This is a genomic window from Telluria sp. ZB2R32, from assembly GCF_059685715.1.
Map to the genome: position 1 here is coordinate 91531 of NZ_JCASIG010000011.1, position 20500 is coordinate 112030.

Sequence of the window (20500 nt, forward strand, 5' to 3'; positions counted from 1 at the left end):
CTGACGCGGCGTTTTTTATGCCTCATGCGACAATCTGCTTATTCGACCAAAGAGAATGAACAGCCGAGGAACTATGGAAGCAGCCAATCCCGTCCCTTTCCTGAAGCCGCAGGAAAACGTCATCCTGTTCGATGGCGTCTGCAAGCTGTGCAATGCGTGGAGTAATTTTATTATCCGGCATGACCGGCAGCGCAGGTTCCGGCTGGCCAGTGTCCAGTCACCCGAAGGCAAGGCGATCCTGGCGCATTTCGGCTATCCGACCGAGCGTTTCGATACCATGCTGGTGGTGAGACAGGGCGCCTGCCTCGAGAAAAGCAATGCGTTTTTCGCCGTGATGGACGAACTCGGCTTTCCGTGGAAAGCCCTGCTCGTTTTCAGGCTGATGCCGAAACAGTTGCGGGACTGGCTGTATGACCGCATCGCATTGAACCGCTATGCGCTATTTGGAAAATACGATGTTTGCTCGCTGCCGAGCGCGGATCATGAGGGCAGGTATCTGGGCTGACTTTATTCGGATATAAAAAAGCCACGCGCCTCCCGGCTGCGTGGCTTTCTGATTTGAAGGCGACGCCAACAGCATCGCCCCACTGAACGCCATTACAGCGCGTTCATTTCCTTCAGCAGGTTATCCGCCTTGTCCACATGCTTCATGTTCCACAGCATGTAGCGCACGTCGACCTGGATGTCGCGGGTGTTGGCCGCATTGAAGTCCCAGTCCGAGATGATCGAGTCCAGGGTGCCGTCGAAGGCCAGACCGATCAGTTCGCCGCGCTTGTTCAGCGCTGCCGAACCCGAGTTGCCGCCGGTGATGTCGAGCGTTGCCAGGTAGTTCACTGGAACGGTCTTCAGCGCAGGGTCGACATACTTGCCGAAGTCCTTGGCCTTGATGGCTGCCAGCTGGGCGGCCGGGGCGTTGAACTCGCCTTCGCCGGTGTGCTTGGCGACCACGCCCTTGACGGTGGTGAACGCGGTCCACGAACCGGTGCCGTCGGCGCCGTGGTCACGGCCCATGATCTTGCCGAAGGTCACGCGCAGGGTGCCGTTGGCGTCCGGATAGACGGCCTGGCCCTTGCTGTTCATGTAGGCGATTTTCGCCTTCATGTAGGCGGCGTACGACTTCTGGATCTTGCCGGCGAGTTCTTCCTCTTTGGCTTCGTCCTTCAGGTCGGCGTCATACATGGCAACGGCTGCCTTGATGAAGCTGTCGTCGCTGGCCTTGAAATCGGCCGGGGTCTTCTTCAGCCACGCGGTGCGCTCGTCCTTGTTGGCCAGCTTGGAACCGGCGTACATGGTGTCGATCGCGGCTTTCAGTTCGTCCTGGCTCATGCCGGCGCGAATGCCGAGGGCCTTGTTGAAAGCGGCGTCCTGCTCCTTGGCCGGCTGGGCCAGGTACTTGGTCAGGAAGTGCATGACCAGCGCCTTGTCGACTTTTTCGTCGTAGGTGCGGTCCTGGCCGGTGATGACCGAGGTCATGCGTGCCATGTCGCGGTCCTGGTAGCCCGATTTACGCGCGGCGTCCGGCTTGGTGCGCTCGTTGGCCAGGCGGTACAGGGTGCGTGCCGAGCTCAGGAAGCGTGGCTGGGCGTAACCCAGGTAGAAACCTTCCTTGGTGTGGCTGTCGCGCTCGGCGATCAGCTTTTCCACGGTCTCGATGTCGCCGGCAAATTGCTTCTTGCGGGCGGCGTCGGCATTGACCCAGGCCTTCATCGCATTGTGTTCGGCGGTCTTGCGCTGCAGGAAATCGCTGTTCTCGTACGAGGTCAGCATGCCCTTGCGGTTCTTGTAGTAGTTGTTGACGCCGGCGATCTGGCCCGCGTACTTCAGCTTGGCAGCCGGGTCGTTCTTGGTCTCGCGGTCGATGATGGCGAGCACTTCACCCGAGGCTTGCACGAAGGCAGGGTAGTTCCAGTCGAAGGTGTACTGCACTTCCGACGGCAGGCGGTGGCGGTTGGTGCGGCCTGGGTAGCCCAGCACCATGATGAAATCGCCTTCTTTCGAACCTTCGGTGGCGATCTTCAGGTGGTGCTTCGGCACGTACGGCACGTTATCCGTCGAGTAGTCGGCAGCCTTGCCGTCTTTCGAGACGTAGGCGCGGTAGAAACCGTAATCGCCGGTGTGGCGCGGCCACATCCAGTTGTCGGTGTCGCCGCCGAATTTGCCGACGCCGGCCGGTGGCGCGTGCACCAGGCGCACGTCGCGGATTTCCAGCTGTTTCAGGCGGTAGAACTCGAGGCCGCCGTAGTAGCTGGCCACGGTGCAGCGGTAGCCCGGCGTTTTTTCGCAGGCAGCAACCATTTCCTTCTGGTTCTTTTCGATCGCGTCGATGCGCGCCTTTCCGGTCAGCTTGGCGACTTTGGCGTCGATGATCTGGTCGGTGACGTTCGCCACTTCCTCGGTCACGAACACGCGGCTGCCAGGCGATGCCGGCACTTCTTCAGCCAGGGTTTTAGCGAGGAAGCCGTTGGCCAGCAAGTCTTTTTGCGGCGTCGAATTGACGGCGACGCTGTTGTAGACGCAGTGGTGGTTGGTGACGACCAGGCCCTGCGGCGAGACGAACGAGGCCGAGCAGCCGCCCAGGCTCACGACCGCGCCCATCGGGAATTCGGTCAGTTTGGTCAGCGTTGCCGGGTCGAGCTCGAGGCCGGCGGCCTTCAGTTGCTGGGCTACTTGTGGCAGCTGCTGCGGCATCCACATGCCTTCGTCCGCTTGTGCGGCGAAGCTGGTCAGGATGGCCAGCGAGAGGAGAGTCTTTTTCATTCGCGATCGATCAGGTGGTTTAAGGATAACGTCCCGCTCTCCAGAAAGAGCATCCCGAGAGTATCCGTAATCCCTGACCGGCTCGTCAACCGTTATTTCCCGCGCGCGAAAACGGTATTTACAGTTGCGAGCCGAACAGCGAGGCGATCTCGCCGCCGATTTTTTCGGTCCACGAACGGTTGTTCCAGCTTGCCAGCGTCATGCGCCGCGAGCGTTTCCAGTCGTCTTCGAACACAGCAACCTGGGCGCGCGCGAAATCGGGGTCCAGCACGTTCAGGTTGGCTTCGTCGTTGATGCTGAACGAGCGGTTGTCGAAGTTGGTCGAGCCAACCGAGACCATCAGCGCGTCGACGATCAGCGCTTTCACGTGGTACATGGTCGGCTGATATTCGGCCATCTCGACGCCGGCTTCGAGCAACTCGCCCCAGCGCTCGCGCGAGGCCAGGCGCACGATGCCGGCATCGATTTCCTTGCCCGGCATGATGATGCGCACTTTTACGCCGCGTTTGGCGGCCGAAGCCAGGGCGCGGATGGTCAAATCGTCGGGCACGAAATACGAGGCCGACAGGTCGATCGAGCTGCGCGCGGCGGTGATCGCCATCAGGTACATCAGGTGCATGCTGGCGCTGCCGCCAGTCGGCGAACTCGAGAACATCTGGGCCGGCATCGATCCCGCCGCTTTCAGGGGCGGGAAATAATCGGCGCCGTCGAGCACGACGCCGGTCGCCTTGGTCCAGTTATCGGTAAACACGGCCTGCATCTGGCCGACGACCGGACCCTCGACACGGAAATGGGTGTCGCGCCAATGGTTTTCGTCTTGCGCATTGCCGCGCCACTGGTCGGCAATGCCGACGCCGCCCGTAAAGCCGACCGTGCCGTCGACGATCAGCAGCTTGCGGTGGGTGCGGTTGTTCAGGCGCGCCAGCTTCCACCAGGCTGGCTTGTGATAGCGCTGCAATTGCACGCCCGCATCGCGCATCTTCTGCATGGCCTCGTCGTTCATCTTCATGCTGCCGATGAAGTCGAGCATCACGTGCACTTTCACGCCGGCACGGGCGCGCTCGGTCAGCGCCGCCGAAAATTCTTCGCCGATCGTTTCCGACCAATAGATATAGGTTTCGAAGGTAATCGTCTTCTGGGCGCCGCGGATCGCCGCCAGCATGGCCGGGAAGATCTGGTCGCCGTTGAGCAGGGTCTCGACCTTGTTGCCTTCGATGATGGGCGGACCGAGCAGCACGCCCATCGAACGCCGGAACTGGGCATCGTGGGCGTCGTACTGGCGCACCAGCTGGGTCTCGATCTGCTTTTCGCTCGGCATGAAATTGAGCGCTAAAAAGCCCGCGATCAGCGTGAGGATCGAGGTGACGATGGAAACAGTAAATTTACTGGCGCTCATAAATAAACTTTAGGCGAAAAAAAACCAACGCGTGAGAGCGTTGGTTAGGTGGAGCATGACCACTGATTAACGAACGCGGCCGCGACGCAGCAGGTTGACGATCGCCAGCAGGATGACAGCACCCAGGAACGAGACCAGCAGCGACGACACGCTGAAGTCATCCGAATTGATTGTGCCCGTACCGAACAGAGGGGAGAGCAACCAGCCGCCCAGGAAGGCGCCGATGATACCGACCACGACGTTCAGAATCATGCCTTGCTCCGCATCGGTCTTCATGACCATGCTTGCGAGCCAGCCCAGGATACCACCGACAACGATCCAGATGATGAATAGCATTTTAGTTCCTCCTCATAGTAAAAAAACCTACCCGAGGCCAATTGATTGCGTTGACCATGTAAAAAAGTCTACAGATCGATCAGATAGCGGGTCGGTGCGGCAACGAACGTTAGACGATGAATCTGTAAATCGTGTTCCGCGCACCGATTCTTTTTATCGATGGCATTGCCGTTTGGAATGTCCTGAGGTGGGTGCGTCAGCGTACAGAAGAGCGTCAGTACGGCGCATATTGTTCGATCACTGGCAACCCAATGTTGCAGGACCTGAACGCACCACGAACCTTTGAAAGGGATACATCATGAGCTACGAAACGAATAAGCAGAACTCGCGCATGGTCACCGGCCTGTTCCCGGACCGCGCCAGCGCAGAACGCGCTTACAGCTCGGTCTCGGACCGTGGATATTCCCGTGACGACGTCAACCTGATGATGTCGGACTCGACCCGCAAGACCCATTTCGCCGACACCGATACCGAACTGGGCAGCAAGGCCGCTGAAGGCGCCGGCATCGGCGCCGGCATCGGCGGCACCATCGGCGCCGTCCTGGCAGGCATTGCCGCCGTCGGCACCACCCTCGTGCTGCCAGGCTTCGGCCTGGTGGTGGCCGGTCCGTTGGCCGCGGCCCTGGCCGGCGCCGGCGCCGGCGGCATCACCGGCGGCCTGATCGGCGCCCTGATCGGTGCCGGTATTCCTGAAGAGCGCGCAGCGCACTATGAAGAAGGCATCAAAGGCGGCGGCATCCTGATGGGCGTGCATGCCCGTAACGATGAAGACGCTGCCCATATCGAACGTTCGTGGACCGAAAGCGGCGGCTCGCACGTGATCGGCACCGGTGTCGGTGCGGTCGGCGGCGCCCTGGCCGGTGCCGGTATCGGCGCTGCGGCCGGTCCGGTCGGCATGGTTGCTGGCGCGGCCATCGGCGGCATCACCGGCGGCATGGCCGGCAAGGGCGTGGGCGAAGTCGTCAATCCGAAAACCGGTGACGACCTGAACGAACACCACCTGGCCAAGGGCGTCGGCGCCAGCGCCGGTGCGGCCACCGGTGCGGCGATTGGCGCCGTGGGCGGCCCGATCGGCATGGCGGCGGGCGCCGTCGTCGGCGGCCTGGCGGGCGGCGCTGCCGGTCGCGGCGCGGGCGAAGTCGTCAATCCAAAAGCCAACGACGAACTGGGCGACCATAACCTGGCGCAAGGCGTCGGCGGCGCCGGCGGCGCAGTGGCGGGTGCAACGGTCGGCGCAGCCGCCGGTCCGGTCGGCATGGCGGCCGGCGCGATCATCGGCGGCCTGGCTGGCGGTGCTACCGGCAAGGGCGCCGGCGAAGTCGTCAACTCGACGCCGCAGGACGACCGCGGCGACCATAACCTGGCCAAGGGCGTCGGCGCCGGCGGCGGTGCGGCAGCGGGTGCTTCGATCGGCGCCGTCGGCGGCCCGCTCGGCGCAGTCGTGGGCGCGGGCATCGGCGCCGCGGTCGGCGGCATGGCCGGCAAGGGCGTTGGCGGCCTGGTCAATCCAGCGCAGGAAGACGCGCACTGGCGCAACACCTACCAGACCCAGCCGGAATACACCCCGGGCTATACCTACGACGACTACCAGCCGGCCTACGCGCTGGGCTACAACGGCAAGAGCCGTTACCCAGGCAGCTACGAGCAGAACGAGCAGTACCTGTCGGACGAGTGGAACACGACCAAGGGCAATTCGCGCCTGTCGTGGGACCAGGCCAAGTCGGCCAGCCGCGCCGCCTGGCACAAGGTCGAGCGCGCCATTCCGGGCGACTTCGACCGTGACGGCCGTTAATCCGATCCATCCGGGTTCATAAAATAAAAGCCCCGCTGCCGGAAGGTAGCGGGGCTTTTTTAATGGCCGAACAGCTTATTGCTTACTAATTATTGCTTGACGGCTTCGACCTGGATCGCCAGTTTGACTTCCGGCGAGAAGTTCGGCAGGCCGAAGTTGACGCCGTAGTCGCTGCGCAGGAAGAAGCCGTGCGCGTCGGCGCCGCAGACTTCGCGTTTCAGCATCGGGTGCTGGATGCACTTGAACTTGGCGATGTTCAAGGTCAATGGTTTGGTTACGCCATGCAGGGTGAAGTTGCCTTCGACGGCGACCAGGTTCTCGCCTTCGAAGCGGAATTTGTTGCCTTTAAAAGTGGCGGTCGGGTATTGAGCGACGTCGAAGATGTCCGGCTTCTTGGCGTGCTCGTTCATCTTGGCGTGGCCGAAATCGATGCTGTTCATGTCGACCGTGATGTCGAAGCTGCCCGTCTTGGCGGCGCGGTCGAGCACGATGGTGCCGTCGGTCTTGGTGAACTTGCCGCGCCAGACCGAAATGCCCATGTGGTCGGCTTCGAAGCTCGGGTAGGTGTGGTTCGGTTCGATTTTATAGGTGTCGGCTGCGGCGCAGGCGACACCGGCGCTGGTGGCGAGGGCGGCGGCGAGGAGGAGCTGGAGTTTCATGGGGTTCCTTGGTAAGTAAATTATTGGCCCGCGGCGACGCGGAACTTGATGACAACTTCATCGGCGACCATGCTCGTGTCTTTCCACTCGCCTTCGCCGATATTAAAAGCCAGCCGTTTGATCGGCAACTGTCCTTCGAAAACTTGTTTGTTGGCTTCGGTCTTGACCGTCAGCGGAAAATTCACATCGGCAGTCTTGCCCTTGAGGGTCAGCTTGCCGGCGACATTCAATTTGCCTGGACCGGCCGCTTTGATCGACGTCGACACAAAACTCGCTTTCGGGAACTGTGCCGTGTTAAACCACTCTTTCTTGGCAACCTCGCGGTTATATTCGGCGTCGCCCAGGTCCATGCTGGCGGTGACGATGTCGACCGAGGCTTTCGATGCCTCCGGGCGCGCGGCGTCGTAGTCGATCTGCGCCGTAAACGTTTTGAATTTCGCTTCGACCGGCACGTTCATCTGTTTGAAGACGGCGGCGACGCTGCTTTTGGCCGGGTCGGTTTTCAGGACGGCGGCGCCGGCAAAGGCGCTGACAAAGGTGCCGGTAAGCAGCGAGGCAGCAAAGAGGGCGCGCAAGGGTTTCATAGGGGTTCCTTATTTGGTCGAAAACGGCAGCATGCGTTGCATGATGCCGTCACGGTCGATCAGCAAATGTTTGAAGGCGGCCAGCACGTGCAGCGCGACCAGCGCCGCGAGCAGCATATTCAGCCAGTAGTGCAGGGCGCCCAGGACGGGTTTCAGCGCCTGGTCGGCTTCGATCAGCGCCGGCAGCGGCCACAAGCCGAAATACACGACCGGCACGCCGGCGGCCAGGCTGTAGAAATAACCCGACAGCGGCACGCCGAACATCAGCACGTACAGCAAGCCGTGCAGCGCGTGCGCGGCGCGGCTTTGCCAGGCGGGCATGGCGGCGTGATAGGCGGGCGGCGTGCGGCGCAGGCGCCACAGCAGGCGCAATGCCGCCAGCGCCAGCACGGTCACGCCGGCCCATTTGTGCCAGGAAAAATAGCGCAGCTTGGTCGGCGTCAGTCCCGGGATATCGGTCATGACCAGGCCCAGCGTAAACGTGCCGACGATCAGGAGGGCAAGTAGCCAGTGCAGGGCGATCGCGGGAAGGGAGTAACGCTGCATGGTTGCTGTCTTAGTACTGGTTAGAACCAAACTATAGCAAAAAAGAATGTGTACCGCTCGCCAGCTGCATGTTTCTTTTCGTACACTAGCATGGATTGTTAAACGTGCACAGTAGAGTTGCCGGTGACTGTAAAATCGCCAATAGCGCGGATTTGCAATCGAAGCACAGAATAAAAGCGGGCCAGTCGCCCTGTCGAGGAGTGTATGTTGAATTGTTCACCACGCCGGCCACGCCTGCGCTTGCTGGCCGTGCTGCTTGCCGTCGTGCTGCCCCTCTCTGCACTGGCGCAGCAAGCGCATGCGCAGGCGGCCGATCCGCAAGGCGCCGACTTGGCCGACCTGTCGATCGAGGAACTGGCAAATATCCAGGTGACGTCGGTCTCGAAAAAGCCGGAGCGCCTGCTCGATGCGCCCGCCTCGGTCTTCGTCATCACCGCCGACGACATCCGCCGCGCCGGCAGCCGCAGCCTGCCCGAAGCCTTGCGCCTGGCGCCGAACCTGCATATCGGGCAAGTCAGCGCCCACACATATTCCATCAGCGCACGCGGCCTGAATGGCTCCGGCAACAGCGGTCCGAACAAGCTGCTGGTGATGATCGACGGCCGCTCCGTGTATGCGCCGCTGTTTTCGGGCGTGTTCTGGGACATGCAGGACGTCATGCTGGAAGACGTCGAGCGTATCGAAGTCATCAGTGGGCCGGGCGGCACCATGTGGGGCGTGAATGCAGTCAACGGCGTCATCAACATCACGACGCGCTCGGCCCACGCCACCCAGGGCAGCCTGGCGGTGCTGCAGGGCGCCAGCGATGGCGCCGATGCCGCCTTCCGCCAGGGTGGCCGCCAGGGCGAGGCCAGCTGGCGTGTGTATGGCAAAGTGCTCAAGCGTTCCCATACTGAAACAGCTGCGGACGGACGCGTCGATGACGACTGGAACCAGGCGCAGGCGGGCTTCCGTGCCGACTGGGATCACGGCAGCGATGTCTTTAGTCTCAACGGCAATGTATTCCGGGGCGAACTGGAGCAGCCTGAGCCGGGCTCGATTTCGGTGACCGGCATGGCGCTGCGCCTGGACCAGATCGATACCAAGGGTGTGAACCTGACCGGGCGCTGGGAACGGGCGCTGGCGGGCGGCGGGCGGCTGAGCATGCAAGCCTACGTCGACCATACGCGGCGCGAGGTGCCGCCGACCTTTACCGAATCGCTGGACCTGGTCGACCTGCAGTTCCAGCACACGCTGCCGGCCCGGGGCGCACATAGCCTGATGTGGGGCGCGAATTACCGGCACAGCTGGGACCGCGTGACCAACAGCGAGGTGATCGCCTTCCTGCCGGCGCGCGACGAGCAGACCTGGGCGAGCCTGTTCGCCCAGGACGAGATCGCGCTGCGTCCCGACCTCAGCCTGACGCTGGGCGCGCGCGTCGAACGCAATGACTACACCGGCAATGAACTGTTGCCGACCGCGCGCCTGTCCTGGCGCGTCGATCCGCACCACGCCCTGTGGACGGCGCTCTCGCGCACCGTCCGCGCACCGACCCGGCTCGACGTCGACGCTTTTATTCCGGGACGCCCGCCCTACATTCTGCGCGGCGGTTCGGCGGTGCGCTCCGAGGTGGCCAAGGTGTTCGAACTCGGCTATCGCGGCCAGCCGCTGCCCGGACTGTCCTACTCGGTCACGGCCTTCCACAACGAGTACGACCATTTGCGTACCCAGGAAATCGATCCGACGGTCACTTTCCTCACCTTCGGCAGCCTGATGGAAGGGCAGGCGACCGGCATCGAGATGTGGGGCAGCTACCAGTTGAGCAATGCCTGGCGCATGTCGGCCGGCTATACCGCCCTGCATGAACGCCTGCGCCTGAAGCCTGGCAGCAACGACGCGGCCGGACCAGGCACTGCCGCCAGGGACCCGGACCACACCCTGCAACTGCGTTCCAACTACAGCTTCGACGAGCGGCGCGATCTGGAGCTGGCCGTGCGCAAGGTGGCGACGCTGGAAAATCCCTTGGTGCCGGGGTATTGGGCGGTCGATGCGCGCTTCGGCTGGCGTGTGCGGCCGGGACTGGAACTGTCGGTGGTCGGGCGTAACCTGAACGGCAGCCATGGAGAGTATGGGCCGATCGCGACGCGGACTGAATTGGGCCGCGAGGTAGGAGTGAAGCTGGTCTGGCAGAACTGACCGTAGGGTGGGCATGCCCACCTTACGCACGCTTCCGGGTCGAAACGTGGCACATAATCCGCGCGCTTTGCAACGCATGGGCATGCCCACCCTACAGAACCAAAAAAAGCCCGCGTCATCTCTGACGCGGGCTTTTTTAAACACCAACTGCTTTAAATCGCTTTGGCCAGCTGCGCCGCCAACCCCGTGTAATTCGCCGGCGTCATCGCCAGCATCAACTCCTTGGCTTCCTGCGGCACCGCCAGCGTGCCGATGAACTCGCGCAGCGCCTCCTTGGTAATGCCCTTGCCGCGCGTCAGTTCTTTCAGCTGTTCGTAGGGATTCTCGATGCCGTAGCGGCGCATCACCGTCTGCACTGGCTCGGCCAGCACTTCCCAGTTGGCGTCCAGGTCGGCTTCCAGCTTGGCCGCGTTCACTTCCAGCTTGTTCAGGCCGCGCAGGCAGCTGTCGTAGGCGAGCAGGGCGTAGCCGAAGCCGACGCCGATGTTGCGCAGGACCGTCGAGTCGGTCAGGTCGCGCTGCATGCGCGAGACCGGCAGCTTTTCCGCCATGTGGCGCAGCACGGCATTCGCCAGGCCGAGGTTGCCTTCCGAATTCTCGAAGTCGATCGGATTGACCTTATGCGGCATGGTCGACGAACCGATCTCGCCGGCTTTCAGTTTCTGCTTGAAGTAACCCAGCGAGACATAGGTCCAGATGTCGCGGTTCAGGTCGAGCAGGATCGTGTTGGCGCGCGCGATCGCATCGAACATCTCGGCCATGTAGTCGTGCGGCTCGATCTGGATGGTGTACGGATTGAAGGTGAGGCCAAGGCGCGACTCGATCACGTCCTTCGAGAATGCCGGCCAGTCGAAGCCCGGATAGGCCGACAGGTGGGCGTTGTAGTTGCCGACCGCGCCGTTCATCTTGCCGAGGATTTCGACGTCGCCGATGCGTTTCACGGCACGCTGCAGGCGCGCGACGACGTTGGCGAATTCTTTACCCAAGGTGGTCGGGCTGGCAGTCTGGCCGTGGGTGCGCGAGAGCATCGGCAGCGCGGCATTGGTGTGGGCGATCTCGGTGAGTTTCGCGATGATGCCTTGCAGCGCCGGCAGCATCACGGTGTCGCGCGCGGCTTTCAGCATCATGCCGTGGCTGGTGTTGTTGATGTCTTCCGAGGTGCAGCCGAAGTGGATGAACTCGCTGGCCGCGACCAGTTCCGGCACATCCTTGACTTGCTCCTTGAGCCAGTACTCGACCGCTTTCACGTCGTGGTTGGTGACCGCTTCGATTTCCTTGATGCGGGCCGCGTCGCTTTCGGAGAAATTCGCCGCCATGGCGTCGAGGTGAGCGCTCGCTTCGTTTGAAAATGGCTTGATCTCGTCGAAGCCGGCCTGCGCCAGCGCCTGCAGCCACGCGATCTCGACTTTGACGCGGTGGTGCATGAAGCCGGCTTCGGACAGGATCGGGCGCAGCTTGTCGGTCTTGGCGGCGTAGCGGCCATCGAGCGGCGACAGTGCCGACAGGGAAGAAAGTGGGGCGGTAGCGGTCATGGCGGGCGGTCCGTGCAAAAACGCGGATTTTACCATTGGACTGCATTGCGGACCTTGTTGCCGCCACAGCGAAACGGGCCCCGCAGGCCGTTTTCGGCAGCCGGGCCGATGTTATACTCATATGAAATCCCTCTCTCCGAGCATCTATGAAACTCATCGGTTCGAACACCAGTCCCTATGTGCGCAAGGTCCGCGTCGTGATGGCGGAAAAGAAGCTCGACTACTCGTTCGAGCTCGACAACGTGTGGAGCGCCGAGACGCAAGTCCACCAGTCCAACCCGCTCGGTAAAGTGCCTTGCCTGGTCATGGAAGACGGCAACGCCCTGTACGACTCGCGCGTGATCGCCGAATACCTCGATACCCTGACGCCCGTCTGCAAGCTGCTGCCCTCGAACGGCAACGGACGCGACCGCGCGGACGTGAAAGTGTGGGAAGCGCTGGCCGACGGCGTGCTCGATGCGGCCGTGCTGGTGCGCCTGGAAAAGACGCTGCGCCCGCAGGAGCAGCAAAGTCCGCAGTGGATCGAACGCCAGCTGGGCAAGGTGCATGCCGGTCTGGCCGTGATGTCCGAAAAACTCGGCGAGCAGCCGTTCTGCATGGGTAAAGCCTATACGCTGGCCGACGTCGCCGTCGGCTGCGCGCTCGGCTGGCTGAGCTTTCGCTTCCCCGACATCGCCTGGCGCACGGACTATCCGAACCTGGCCAAACTGTTCGACAAGCTGAGCGAACGGCCATCCTTCCGCGACACGGCGCCGTTCGAAGCATGAGCGGTATGCAGACCAACAGCGGCAAGAGCACCGTCGTCTTCGGCGAAGCCCTGGTCGACGATTTCTCCACCGAGCAGGTCGTCGGCGGCGCGCCTTTCAATGTGGCGCGCCACCTGGCCGCCTTCATGGTGCCGCAACTGATGATCACACGCGTCGGCAAGGACCGCAACGGCGCCGCCATCGCGGCCGAGTTCGAGCGCTTCGCCATGGGGCAGGCCGGCCTGCAGGTGGATGCGATCGAGGAGACGGGACGCGTCATCGTCGAGCGCGGCGCGACAGGGCACCGTTTCGTCATCGTGCCGAACCAGGCCTACGACTACATCGCACGCGAGGAAGCGCTGGCGGCGGCGGCCACGGTCGATGCCGGCGCCTTGTATTTCGGCACCCTGGCCCAGCGCGGCGAGCGTTCGCGCGGGACCCTGAAAGCGCTGCTGTCGAACACGGCTGGTACGCGCTTCCTTGATGTGAACATGCGCGACGGCCAGGTCGACGAGCGCACCATCTCCAATTCGCTGCACGCGGCCGACATCGCCAAGGTCAATGAAGACGAGTTGCAGGCGCTGTTTGGTTGGTACTTCCAGCTCGGCCCGAACGACCCGCCGCTGGCCGCCGACGAAACCCGCTCGGCCTGCGCCGCGCTGCTGCAGATGTTCGGGCTGCAGGCGCTGATCGTCACGCTGGGCAACCGCGGTTCGGTGTATTTCGGCGCCGGCGGCGTCACGATCGACACCCGCGACACGCCGTCGCCGCCCTTCGTCATCGACACCGTGGGGGCGGGGGATGCGTTCTCGGCGATCTTCCTGCTGGGCCGCGCGCGCGGCTGGCCGCTCGAACTGACGCTGGCGCGCGCCAACGAATTCGCCGGCGCGATCTGCGCCATCCCCGGCGCCGTGCCGCGCGACCTGGGCTTCTACGATCAGTGGATGACGCGCTGGCGCTAACGACTGGCTGCGGCGTACCGTAGGGGTCATCGAGGCCAGTGGTCTCGATGACGGGTTCAACGGGCATGCCCACCGTACGAGGTTGTGAAAAAATCGCCATGGCTGCGTTGCCTCGTCTCGCCGTACACTCGTACTGTCTTCGACTCGGCGCCGGGCGGCCGGATCCCTTGCCCTGACGATTTTTTCACAACCTCTACGTGCGTATCCGGTAATCGGCGGCGGTGACACATCGCCGTCCGTAACGCGTGGGCATGCCCGTTGAACCCGTCATCGAGACCACTGGCCTCGATGACCCCTAGGTTACACAACAGTCAACGTATTTTTTTAAAAGCCATAGGTCGCTCCGGCCCCCATCAGCGTCGCCATCCCCAGCCCCATGAAGATCACCGCCGCGATCCCGTGCACCAGCCCGAGCGGCACCTTGTTCGCAATGCGTTCGCCAAACAGCACTGCCGGCACGTTCGCGATCATCATGCCCAGCGTGGTGCCGGCCACCACCGCCACCATCTCGGTATAGCGCGCGGCCAGGGCCACGGTCGCCACCTGGGTCTTGTCGCCCATCTCGGCCACAAAAAAGGCGAGCAGCGTGGTCAGGAAGACGCCAAACTTGGCCAATGAGGCTTCGGTCTCGTCGATGCGGTCGGGGATCATCGCCCAGATCGCCATGCCGAGGAACGACAGGCCGAGCACCCAGCGCATCACCACAGGCCCCAGCAGTTCGCTCACCAGTACGCCGACGGCGGCGGCAAAGGCGTGGTTCAGGAGGGTGGCGATCAAAATGCCGAGGATGATCGGCAGCGGGCGGCGAAAACGGGCGGCCAGCAAAAAGGCGAGGAGCTGCGTCTTGTCGCCGATTTCGGCGAGGGCGACGATGCCGGTGGCGACAAGGAAGGCATCCATGGAGGGGCAGCGGATAAAAACGCAGAGCAAAGCGGAGCGCGGATCATAGCAGAGTCGGCCTGGACGCAGCGCCTGCTCTGTCCATACGGCCGCAAAGGTCTGCTTTCGCACCCTTCCCATAAATGCTATTCTTCTCGCGCCTTCCGCTCAGCCTTTCACGATCACGCCATGAACACTTCCCTCCTGCGCGCCACCGCCTGCGCCATCCTCGGCCTGCACGGCGCCAGTGCCCATGCACTCGACCCGCTCAGCTACGCCAATTACGACCAGGTCAAAACGCGCGCCCTGCACCTCGACCTGAAGGCCGATTTCACGAAGAAGACGCTGGCCGGCCACGCCGAACTGACGCTCGACTGGTTGAACAAGGATGCGCGCCGCCTCGACCTCGACACGCGCGAGCTGACGATCTCGAAGATCGAAGCGCTCGACGCGCGCGGACGCTGGGCGCCAGTAAAATACACGCTCGACAAATTCGACGACGAGAAGGGCCAGGCCCTGCACATCGATCTGGCGCAGCAGGCGCCGAAGGTGCGCATTTACTATCGCACCGCGCCCACCGCCAGCGCGCTGCAGTGGCTGACCCCGGCGCAGACCATGTCGGGCAAGCGCCCGTTCATGTTCAGCCAGTCGCAGTCGATCAACGCGCGCTCGTGGGCGCCGGTGCAGGACACGCCCTCGGTACGTTTTACCTACACCGCGCGCATCGAAGCGCCGGCGGGCCTGCGCGTCGTCATGAGCGCCGATAACGACCCGAGAGCGACGGGGGAGGGCGGCTGGAAATTCAACATGCCGCAGCCGATTCCCTCGTACCTGCTGGCGATCGGCATCGGCGAACTCGAAGCGCGCACGCTGGGCGGACGCACCGGCGTCTACGCCGAACCGCTGCGCATCAAGGCCGCCGAATACGAACTGGCCGACACCGAAAAGATGGTCGAAGCGGCCGAAGCGCTCTACGGCCCCTATCGCTGGGGGCGCTACGACATGCTGGTGCTGCCGCCGTCGTTCCCGATCGGCGGCATGGAAAATCCGCGCCTGACCTTCCTCACGCCGACCATGATCGCCGGTGACCGCAGCCTGGTCGACCTGATCGCGCATGAACTGGCGCACAGCTGGTCGGGCAACCTGGTCACCAACGCCTCGTGGAAGCACTGGTGGCTCAACGAAGGGTTTACTACCTACGTCACCACGCGCATCCTGGAAAAACTCTACGGCGACGAAGTGGCGACCATGAACCTGCAGCTCGAGCAGGAAGAAGCGATCGAGTCGCTGAAAGACATCCCCAAGGAAAAGCAGGCGCTGCTCACGCGCGACGCCGATACCGGCTCGAACACCTATACCGACGAAGGCCTGGCCTATCCGAAGGGCGCCTGGCTGCTGCGCACCCTGGAGCAGCGCGCCGGCCGCGCCGTGTTCGACCCGTTCCTGCGCGGCTGGTTCGACGGCCACGCCTTCCAGAGCGTGACCACCGAGCAGTTCGTGGCCTACCTGCGCAGCAACCTGTTATCGAAGCACCCGCAGGTGATGAGCGACGCCGAACTCGACGAGTGGCTGTACGGTCCGGGCATTCCGGCCAGCGCGACCTATGCGAAGTCGCAGCGCCTGGTGGCGCTGGACGCGACCACCGCGGCCTGGCTGGAGGGAGAGACGCCGACCGCCAGGCTCGACACCAGGAACTGGACCGCGACCGAGTGGATGAAGTTCTTGAACGACATCGACAACAAGGCCGATGCCGCGCGTCTGAAGGAACTCGATGCCGCCTTTGGTCTCGCGAAAACGGGCAATAACGAAGTCGCCTTCCGCTTCTACCGCGCCGCGGTACACGCCGGCTACCGCGACGTGCGCCCGCAGGTGCAAGCCTTCCTGATGAGCGTCGGGCGCAAGAAATTCGTGGTGCCGCTGTATGCGGCGCTGCGCGCCAACCCGCAAGACCGCGCCTGGGCCGAGGGCGTGTACAAGGCGGCGCGCGAGCGCTACCACCCGGAGACGCAAGTCGGCGTCGACAAAGTGATGAAGTAAGCGATGAACGCGAAATAACCGATCAAAACCAAGGGCCGGGAGACGGCCGCTCAAGCAAAGGAACCGAAGCGTGCAACACATGAAACACATCGCAGCAGCCATCCTGATCGCGTTTTCCGCCGCCGGCGCGCAGGCGCAGACCACCACGGCGCCCGCCACCGCGCCGGCCATGGCCAACGCGTTCGACCTCGAACAGGACGTCAACCGCGTCATGAAAGCCTTCGACGTGCCGGGCATCGCGATCGCCGTCGTCAAGGACGGCAAAGTCGTTGCCGCGCGCGGCTTCGGCGTGCGCAGACTGGGCGAATCGGCCAAGGTCGACGGCCAGACCCTGTTCGAGATCGCCTCGAATTCGAAAGCATTCACGGCCGCCGCATTGGCGATGCTGGTCGACGAGGGCAAGCTGAAATGGGACGACCCGGTCGTGAAACACCTGCCGGACTTCCAGATGTACGACGCCTACGTCACGCGCGAAATGACCGTGCGCGACCTGCTGACCCACCGCAGCGGCCTGGGCCTGGGCGCGGGCGACCTGCTGTGGTGGCCGACGACGAATTTCAGCACCGACGAAATCATCGAGCGCCTGCGCTACGTGAAACCGGCGACGAGCTTCCGCAGCGCCTACGCCTACGACAACCTGTTGTACATCGTGGCCGGCAAGATCATCGCCCAGAAGTCCGGTAAAACCTGGGGCGCCACGGTGCGCGAGCGCATCCTGACCCCGGTCGGCATGAACACGACCACCACCAGCCTGGCGGAAAACGCCGGCAATCCGAACGCCTCCAACGCGCACAGCAAGATCAACGACCGGATCGCGGCGGTGAAGTCGATGCCGGTCGATAACGCGGTCGGCGCGGTCGGCATCAACACCAACGCCGACGACATCGCCAAGTGGATGAAGGTGCTGCTCGACGGCGGCCGCATCGAGGGAATGAAAGGCGCGGACGGCAAGGAGCTGCGCCTGTGGAGCGAGGCGCAGTCGCGCGAGATGTGGACCGCGCAGACGCCGATGAAGGTCGGCATGCCGAAGGGTCCGCTGGCCGCCACCCGCGCCAACTTCGCCGCCTACGGCCTGGGCTTCCAGCTGCGCGACTACAAGGGCCAGCTGGTGGCCATGCACGGCGGCGCGCTGCAGGGCTTTTATTCGCGCGTGCTGCTGGTGCCGGAATCGAAGCTGGGCGTGGCGATTCTCACCAATGCGGAAAGCGGCGGCGCCCTGAATGCGCTGCAATACCGCCTGCTCGACCAGTACATGACCGGCAGCGCGCCGACCGACTGGATCAAGCTGATCGCCGACAACGAAGACCAGCGCCACGCCGAAGAACTGGCGCGCCTGAAGAAGACGTCGGGCGCGCGCGTCGCCGCCTCGAAGCCCTCGCTGGCCCTCGGCGAGTACGAAGGCCAGTACACCGACCCGTGGTATGGCATCATGAACATCCGACGCGACGGCAAGAAGATGATCCTGTCGTTCTCGCGCACGCCGGACCTGACCGGCGAGATGGAGCACTTCCAGCACGACACCTTCATCGTGCGCTGGAAGGAGCGTAACTTCAACGCCGACTCCTACGTCACCTTCGCGCTCGACCACGACGGCAGCATCGAACACGTCAAGATGAAGGCGGTGTCGACCGAGACCGATTTCAGCTACGACTTCCACGATCTGCTGTTCACGCCGGTGAAGGCGGCAAAGGCGAAGCTGTAAAAAGAAACGGGGCCGCTTGAAATGAAGCGGCCCCGTTTTTTGGCGCGATCGACCGAATACCCCCTGGTCACCTGAAACCGGGCAGGGCTCGTACCTCCTTTTCCAGCTCCTCGGCAAACAGGCGGGCGCGCAAGGGCTGGTAGCGACGCGAAGGGTAGAGCAGGAACAGCTCCTGTGCGCCTGCGCTCCACGCGCCGAGCACGGGTGCCAGCCGGCCTGCGGCAAGCAAGTCGTCGACCAGCCATTCGGGGCAAAGGCCAATGCCGGCCCCATCGAGCATCGCGTCGCGGATCGCCATCGCATTGTTGATGCGGTAGCGGCCGCGCGCCTGTACCTCCACCGTATCGTCGCGACGCTCAAGATGCAGCATGCCGCCGTCGGGCGTCCAGGCGAAGCGGATGAATTCGTGCAGCGCCAGTTCCTGCGGCGTGGCAGGCGTCCCGCGGCGCGCGAGATAGGCGGGTGCGGCGTACAGGCGCCGCTGCGAGGCCCCGATGCGCCGCGCGATTGCATCCGGCGGCAGGCGCCGGCCCAGGCGCAGGGCGACGTCGACGCCATCCTCGACCAGGTCGACATAGCGGTCTTCGAGGATCAGCTCGACCTCGATCTCCGGCCAGGCTGCCAGGAAGCGCCCCACGATCGCATTCAGGCGCAGCTGGCCAAAGGCGACCGGGGCATTGATGCGCAAGAGCCCGGCAGGGCGTTCGGTCAAGCCGCGCGCTTCGTCCAGCGCTTCCCGGTATTCGTCGAGCACGCCCTTGGCGCGGCGGTAGAAGCGCAGGCCCTGGTCGGTGGGACGCAGGCCGGACGTGCTGCGTTCGACAAGCCGTGTTCCCAGCTCCGCTTCGAGCGCGCGCAGCACCTTGCTGACATTCGGCTGGCTGGTTGCCTCTTCGCGGCTGACCGCCGAAATACTGCCCAGTTCAACCACGCGTACAAAATAGCGCATTGCGCGCAAGGTATCCATCGACCCTCCATTCCAAGTTGGAATGGATGTTAACGCAATTTTGCCTCTAACCTTACAAAACAGCATGGCCTATCCTGATGGTTCACTCACAAACTATCGGAAAGCCATGACCTGTCCTGCATCCTCGCTCCGTGCGCATGCCTGCGCACTGCTCCTTGCCCTTGCCGTGCCCGGCGCGGATGCCAGCGCGGACACCGCGTCGACCGCGCCGTCCATGCGCTGGGCCAGCACCTGGTACGCCAGCCCGCAGCCGGCCTGGGACGACGACTTCATCCTCCCGACCGGCGTGCCGGCAAGCCTGCAGGGGCAAACCGTGCGCGAGACGGTGCGCCTGAGCGTGGGCGGACGGCGCATTCGCCTCGTGTTCTCGAACCGCTACGGCGCTACGCCGCTGGTGCTGGGCGAAACAAGGGTCGCCATGGCAGGGCCGGACGGCACGGCCCTGCCGGGAACCAGCGTGGCCGTGCGCTTCGGGGGCGAATCAGGCGCAGTCGTTCCCGCCGGCGCGCCGCTCGTCAGCGATCCGGTCGACCTGGCGCCAGGCGCCTTCACCCGGCTGGCCATCTCGGTCTTCCTGCCCGGGCCGACGCTGCTGCGCACATTCCATTGGGGCGCGCAGCAGACGGCACTGGTCGGGAAAGGAAACCTGACGGCGGCGCCGGCGATGGCGCTTGCGCAGGGTATCCCCGGCCGCCTGTTCCTGAGCGCCGTGCTGGCCGAAGTACCGCAGGCGACGCGTACAGTCGTCGTCCTTGGCGACTCGATCACCGATGGCAATGGCTCCACGCCGGGCGCGGACCACCGCTGGCCGGATTTCCTGGCACGGCATCTGGCCGGCAGCCAGGTGGCGGTCGCGAACGCCGGCATCTCGGGGGCGCGCCTGCTGGGAGACCGGATGGGCGCCAATGCGCTGGCGCGCTTCGAGCAGGATGTACTGGGCCAACCGGGCGTGGCTGCCGTGGTCGTCCTCATCGGGATCAATGACATCGGCTGGCCCGGCAGTCCCTTTGCGCCGCACGAGCGCATGATGACGGCGGCGCGGCTGGTCGCGGGCTATCGCCAGCTGATCGCCGCGGCCCATGCGCGCAAGCTCAGGATCGTCGGCGCCACGCTGCCGCCTTTCGAAGGCGCATTACGGGGCACGCCCTTCGAAGGCCACTTCAGTCCTGCCAAGGAGCGGCTGCGCCAGGAGGTGAACGCGTGGATCAGGGATGCGGGGGAATTCGATGCCGTGGCCGATTTCGATCGCCTGTTGCGCGATCCCGCTGCTCCCGGCAGGATGCGGCCGGCTTACGATTCAGGCGACCACCTGCATCCGGGCGATGCGGGTTACGGGGCGATGGCTGAATCGCTGAACCTGAAGATGCTGTTCGGCGACGCGGGCACAGCGCCGTAACCACGTGGCAGGCCATCGCGGCCCGCCGCCATCC

General features: G+C 63.8%; 17 protein-coding genes. 8 read left to right on the forward strand and 9 right to left on the reverse strand.

Features of this window, described 5'->3' with window-relative positions:
• Positions 1-73: 73 nt before the first annotated feature.
• Complete coding sequence (locus AC56LG_RS23930; protein WP_497168539.1) at positions 74-505, forward strand: thiol-disulfide oxidoreductase DCC family protein; 432 nt, start codon at positions 74-76, stop codon at positions 503-505.
• Between the two features lie 92 nt (positions 506-597).
• On the opposite strand, the gene AC56LG_RS23935 is transcribed toward AC56LG_RS23930, so the two are convergent.
• From AC56LG_RS23935 to AC56LG_RS23945, 3 genes are all read right to left on the reverse strand, one after another.
• On the reverse strand, positions 598-2757 hold the full coding sequence (locus tag AC56LG_RS23935) for a S46 family peptidase (protein WP_497168540.1): 2160 nt from the start codon (positions 2755-2757) through the stop codon (positions 598-600).
• A 118-nt stretch (positions 2758-2875) separates the two neighbouring features.
• Positions 2876-4153 (reverse strand): phospholipase D-like domain-containing protein, encoded by a 1278-nt coding sequence (locus tag AC56LG_RS23940; protein WP_497168541.1) that lies wholly within the window; start codon positions 4151-4153, stop codon positions 2876-2878.
• Positions 4154-4219: 66 nt separating this feature from the next.
• Complete coding sequence (locus tag AC56LG_RS23945; RefSeq protein ID WP_056336677.1) at positions 4220-4489, reverse strand: GlsB/YeaQ/YmgE family stress response membrane protein; 270 nt, start codon at positions 4487-4489, stop codon at positions 4220-4222.
• A 298-nt stretch (positions 4490-4787) separates the two neighbouring features.
• Here AC56LG_RS23945 and AC56LG_RS23950 point away from each other — a divergent pair, with 298 nt between their 5' ends.
• Positions 4788-6281, forward strand: a complete 1494-nt coding sequence (locus AC56LG_RS23950; RefSeq protein ID WP_497168542.1) for a hypothetical protein — start codon at positions 4788-4790, stop codon at positions 6279-6281.
• An 89-nt stretch (positions 6282-6370) separates the two neighbouring features.
• Here the strand turns inward: AC56LG_RS23950 and AC56LG_RS23955 are convergent, their stop codons facing one another.
• From AC56LG_RS23955 to AC56LG_RS23965, 3 genes are read right to left on the reverse strand one after another with little or no spacing between them, the layout of a single operon-like run.
• Positions 6371-6940 carry a YceI family protein gene (locus AC56LG_RS23955; RefSeq protein WP_497168543.1) on the reverse strand — a complete coding sequence of 190 codons (570 nt, stop codon included), beginning with the start codon at positions 6938-6940 and terminating at the stop codon, positions 6371-6373.
• 20 nt (positions 6941-6960) lie between these two features.
• Positions 6961-7524 (reverse strand): YceI family protein, encoded by a 564-nt coding sequence (locus tag AC56LG_RS23960; protein ID WP_497168544.1) that lies wholly within the window; start codon positions 7522-7524, stop codon positions 6961-6963.
• Positions 7525-7533: 9 nt separating this feature from the next.
• Entirely contained in the window at positions 7534-8070 is a 537-nt protein-coding gene (locus AC56LG_RS23965; protein ID WP_497168545.1) for a cytochrome b, read from the reverse strand.
• Between the two features lie 204 nt (positions 8071-8274).
• On the opposite strand from AC56LG_RS23965, the gene AC56LG_RS23970 reads away from it, so the two are divergent.
• A complete protein-coding gene (locus AC56LG_RS23970) occupies positions 8275-10245 on the forward strand; it encodes a TOL_0244 family TonB-dependent receptor (protein WP_497168546.1) in 1971 nt (656 codons plus the stop codon).
• 152 nt (positions 10246-10397) lie between these two features.
• Here the strand turns inward: AC56LG_RS23970 and purB are convergent, their stop codons facing one another.
• On the reverse strand, positions 10398-11777 hold the full coding sequence (gene purB / locus AC56LG_RS23975) for an adenylosuccinate lyase (RefSeq protein ID WP_497168547.1): 1380 nt from the start codon (positions 11775-11777) through the stop codon (positions 10398-10400).
• Between the two features lie 146 nt (positions 11778-11923).
• Between purB and AC56LG_RS23980 the strand changes: the two genes are divergently transcribed.
• Together AC56LG_RS23980 and AC56LG_RS23985 are read left to right on the forward strand one after the other, a co-directional pair.
• Complete coding sequence (locus AC56LG_RS23980) at positions 11924-12544, forward strand: glutathione S-transferase C-terminal domain-containing protein (RefSeq protein ID WP_497168548.1); 621 nt, start codon at positions 11924-11926, stop codon at positions 12542-12544.
• 5 nt (positions 12545-12549) lie between these two features.
• Positions 12550-13485, forward strand: a complete 936-nt coding sequence (locus AC56LG_RS23985) for a PfkB family carbohydrate kinase (RefSeq protein WP_497168549.1) — start codon at positions 12550-12552, stop codon at positions 13483-13485.
• A gap of 324 nt (positions 13486-13809) precedes the next feature.
• Here the strand turns inward: AC56LG_RS23985 and AC56LG_RS23990 are convergent, their stop codons facing one another.
• On the reverse strand, positions 13810-14385 hold the full coding sequence (locus tag AC56LG_RS23990) for a TMEM165/GDT1 family protein (RefSeq protein ID WP_497168550.1): 576 nt from the start codon (positions 14383-14385) through the stop codon (positions 13810-13812).
• A 168-nt stretch (positions 14386-14553) separates the two neighbouring features.
• Here AC56LG_RS23990 and AC56LG_RS23995 point away from each other — a divergent pair, with 168 nt between their 5' ends.
• Both AC56LG_RS23995 and AC56LG_RS24000 read left to right on the forward strand, forming a co-directional pair.
• Positions 14554-16401 carry a M1 family metallopeptidase gene (locus AC56LG_RS23995; RefSeq protein ID WP_497168551.1) on the forward strand — a complete coding sequence of 616 codons (1848 nt, stop codon included), beginning with the start codon at positions 14554-14556 and terminating at the stop codon, positions 16399-16401.
• Between the two features lie 79 nt (positions 16402-16480).
• Positions 16481-18103, forward strand: coding sequence for a serine hydrolase (locus AC56LG_RS24000; protein WP_497168582.1), 1623 nt, complete (start codon positions 16481-16483; stop codon positions 18101-18103).
• Between the two features lie 67 nt (positions 18104-18170).
• On the opposite strand, the gene AC56LG_RS24005 is transcribed toward AC56LG_RS24000, so the two are convergent.
• Positions 18171-19070, reverse strand: coding sequence for a LysR family transcriptional regulator (locus tag AC56LG_RS24005; protein WP_497168552.1), 900 nt, complete (start codon positions 19068-19070; stop codon positions 18171-18173).
• Between the two features lie 106 nt (positions 19071-19176).
• Between AC56LG_RS24005 and AC56LG_RS24010 the strand changes: the two genes are divergently transcribed.
• Complete coding sequence (locus tag AC56LG_RS24010; protein ID WP_497168553.1) at positions 19177-20466, forward strand: SGNH/GDSL hydrolase family protein; 1290 nt, start codon at positions 19177-19179, stop codon at positions 20464-20466.
• Positions 20467-20500: the final 34 nt, after the last annotated feature.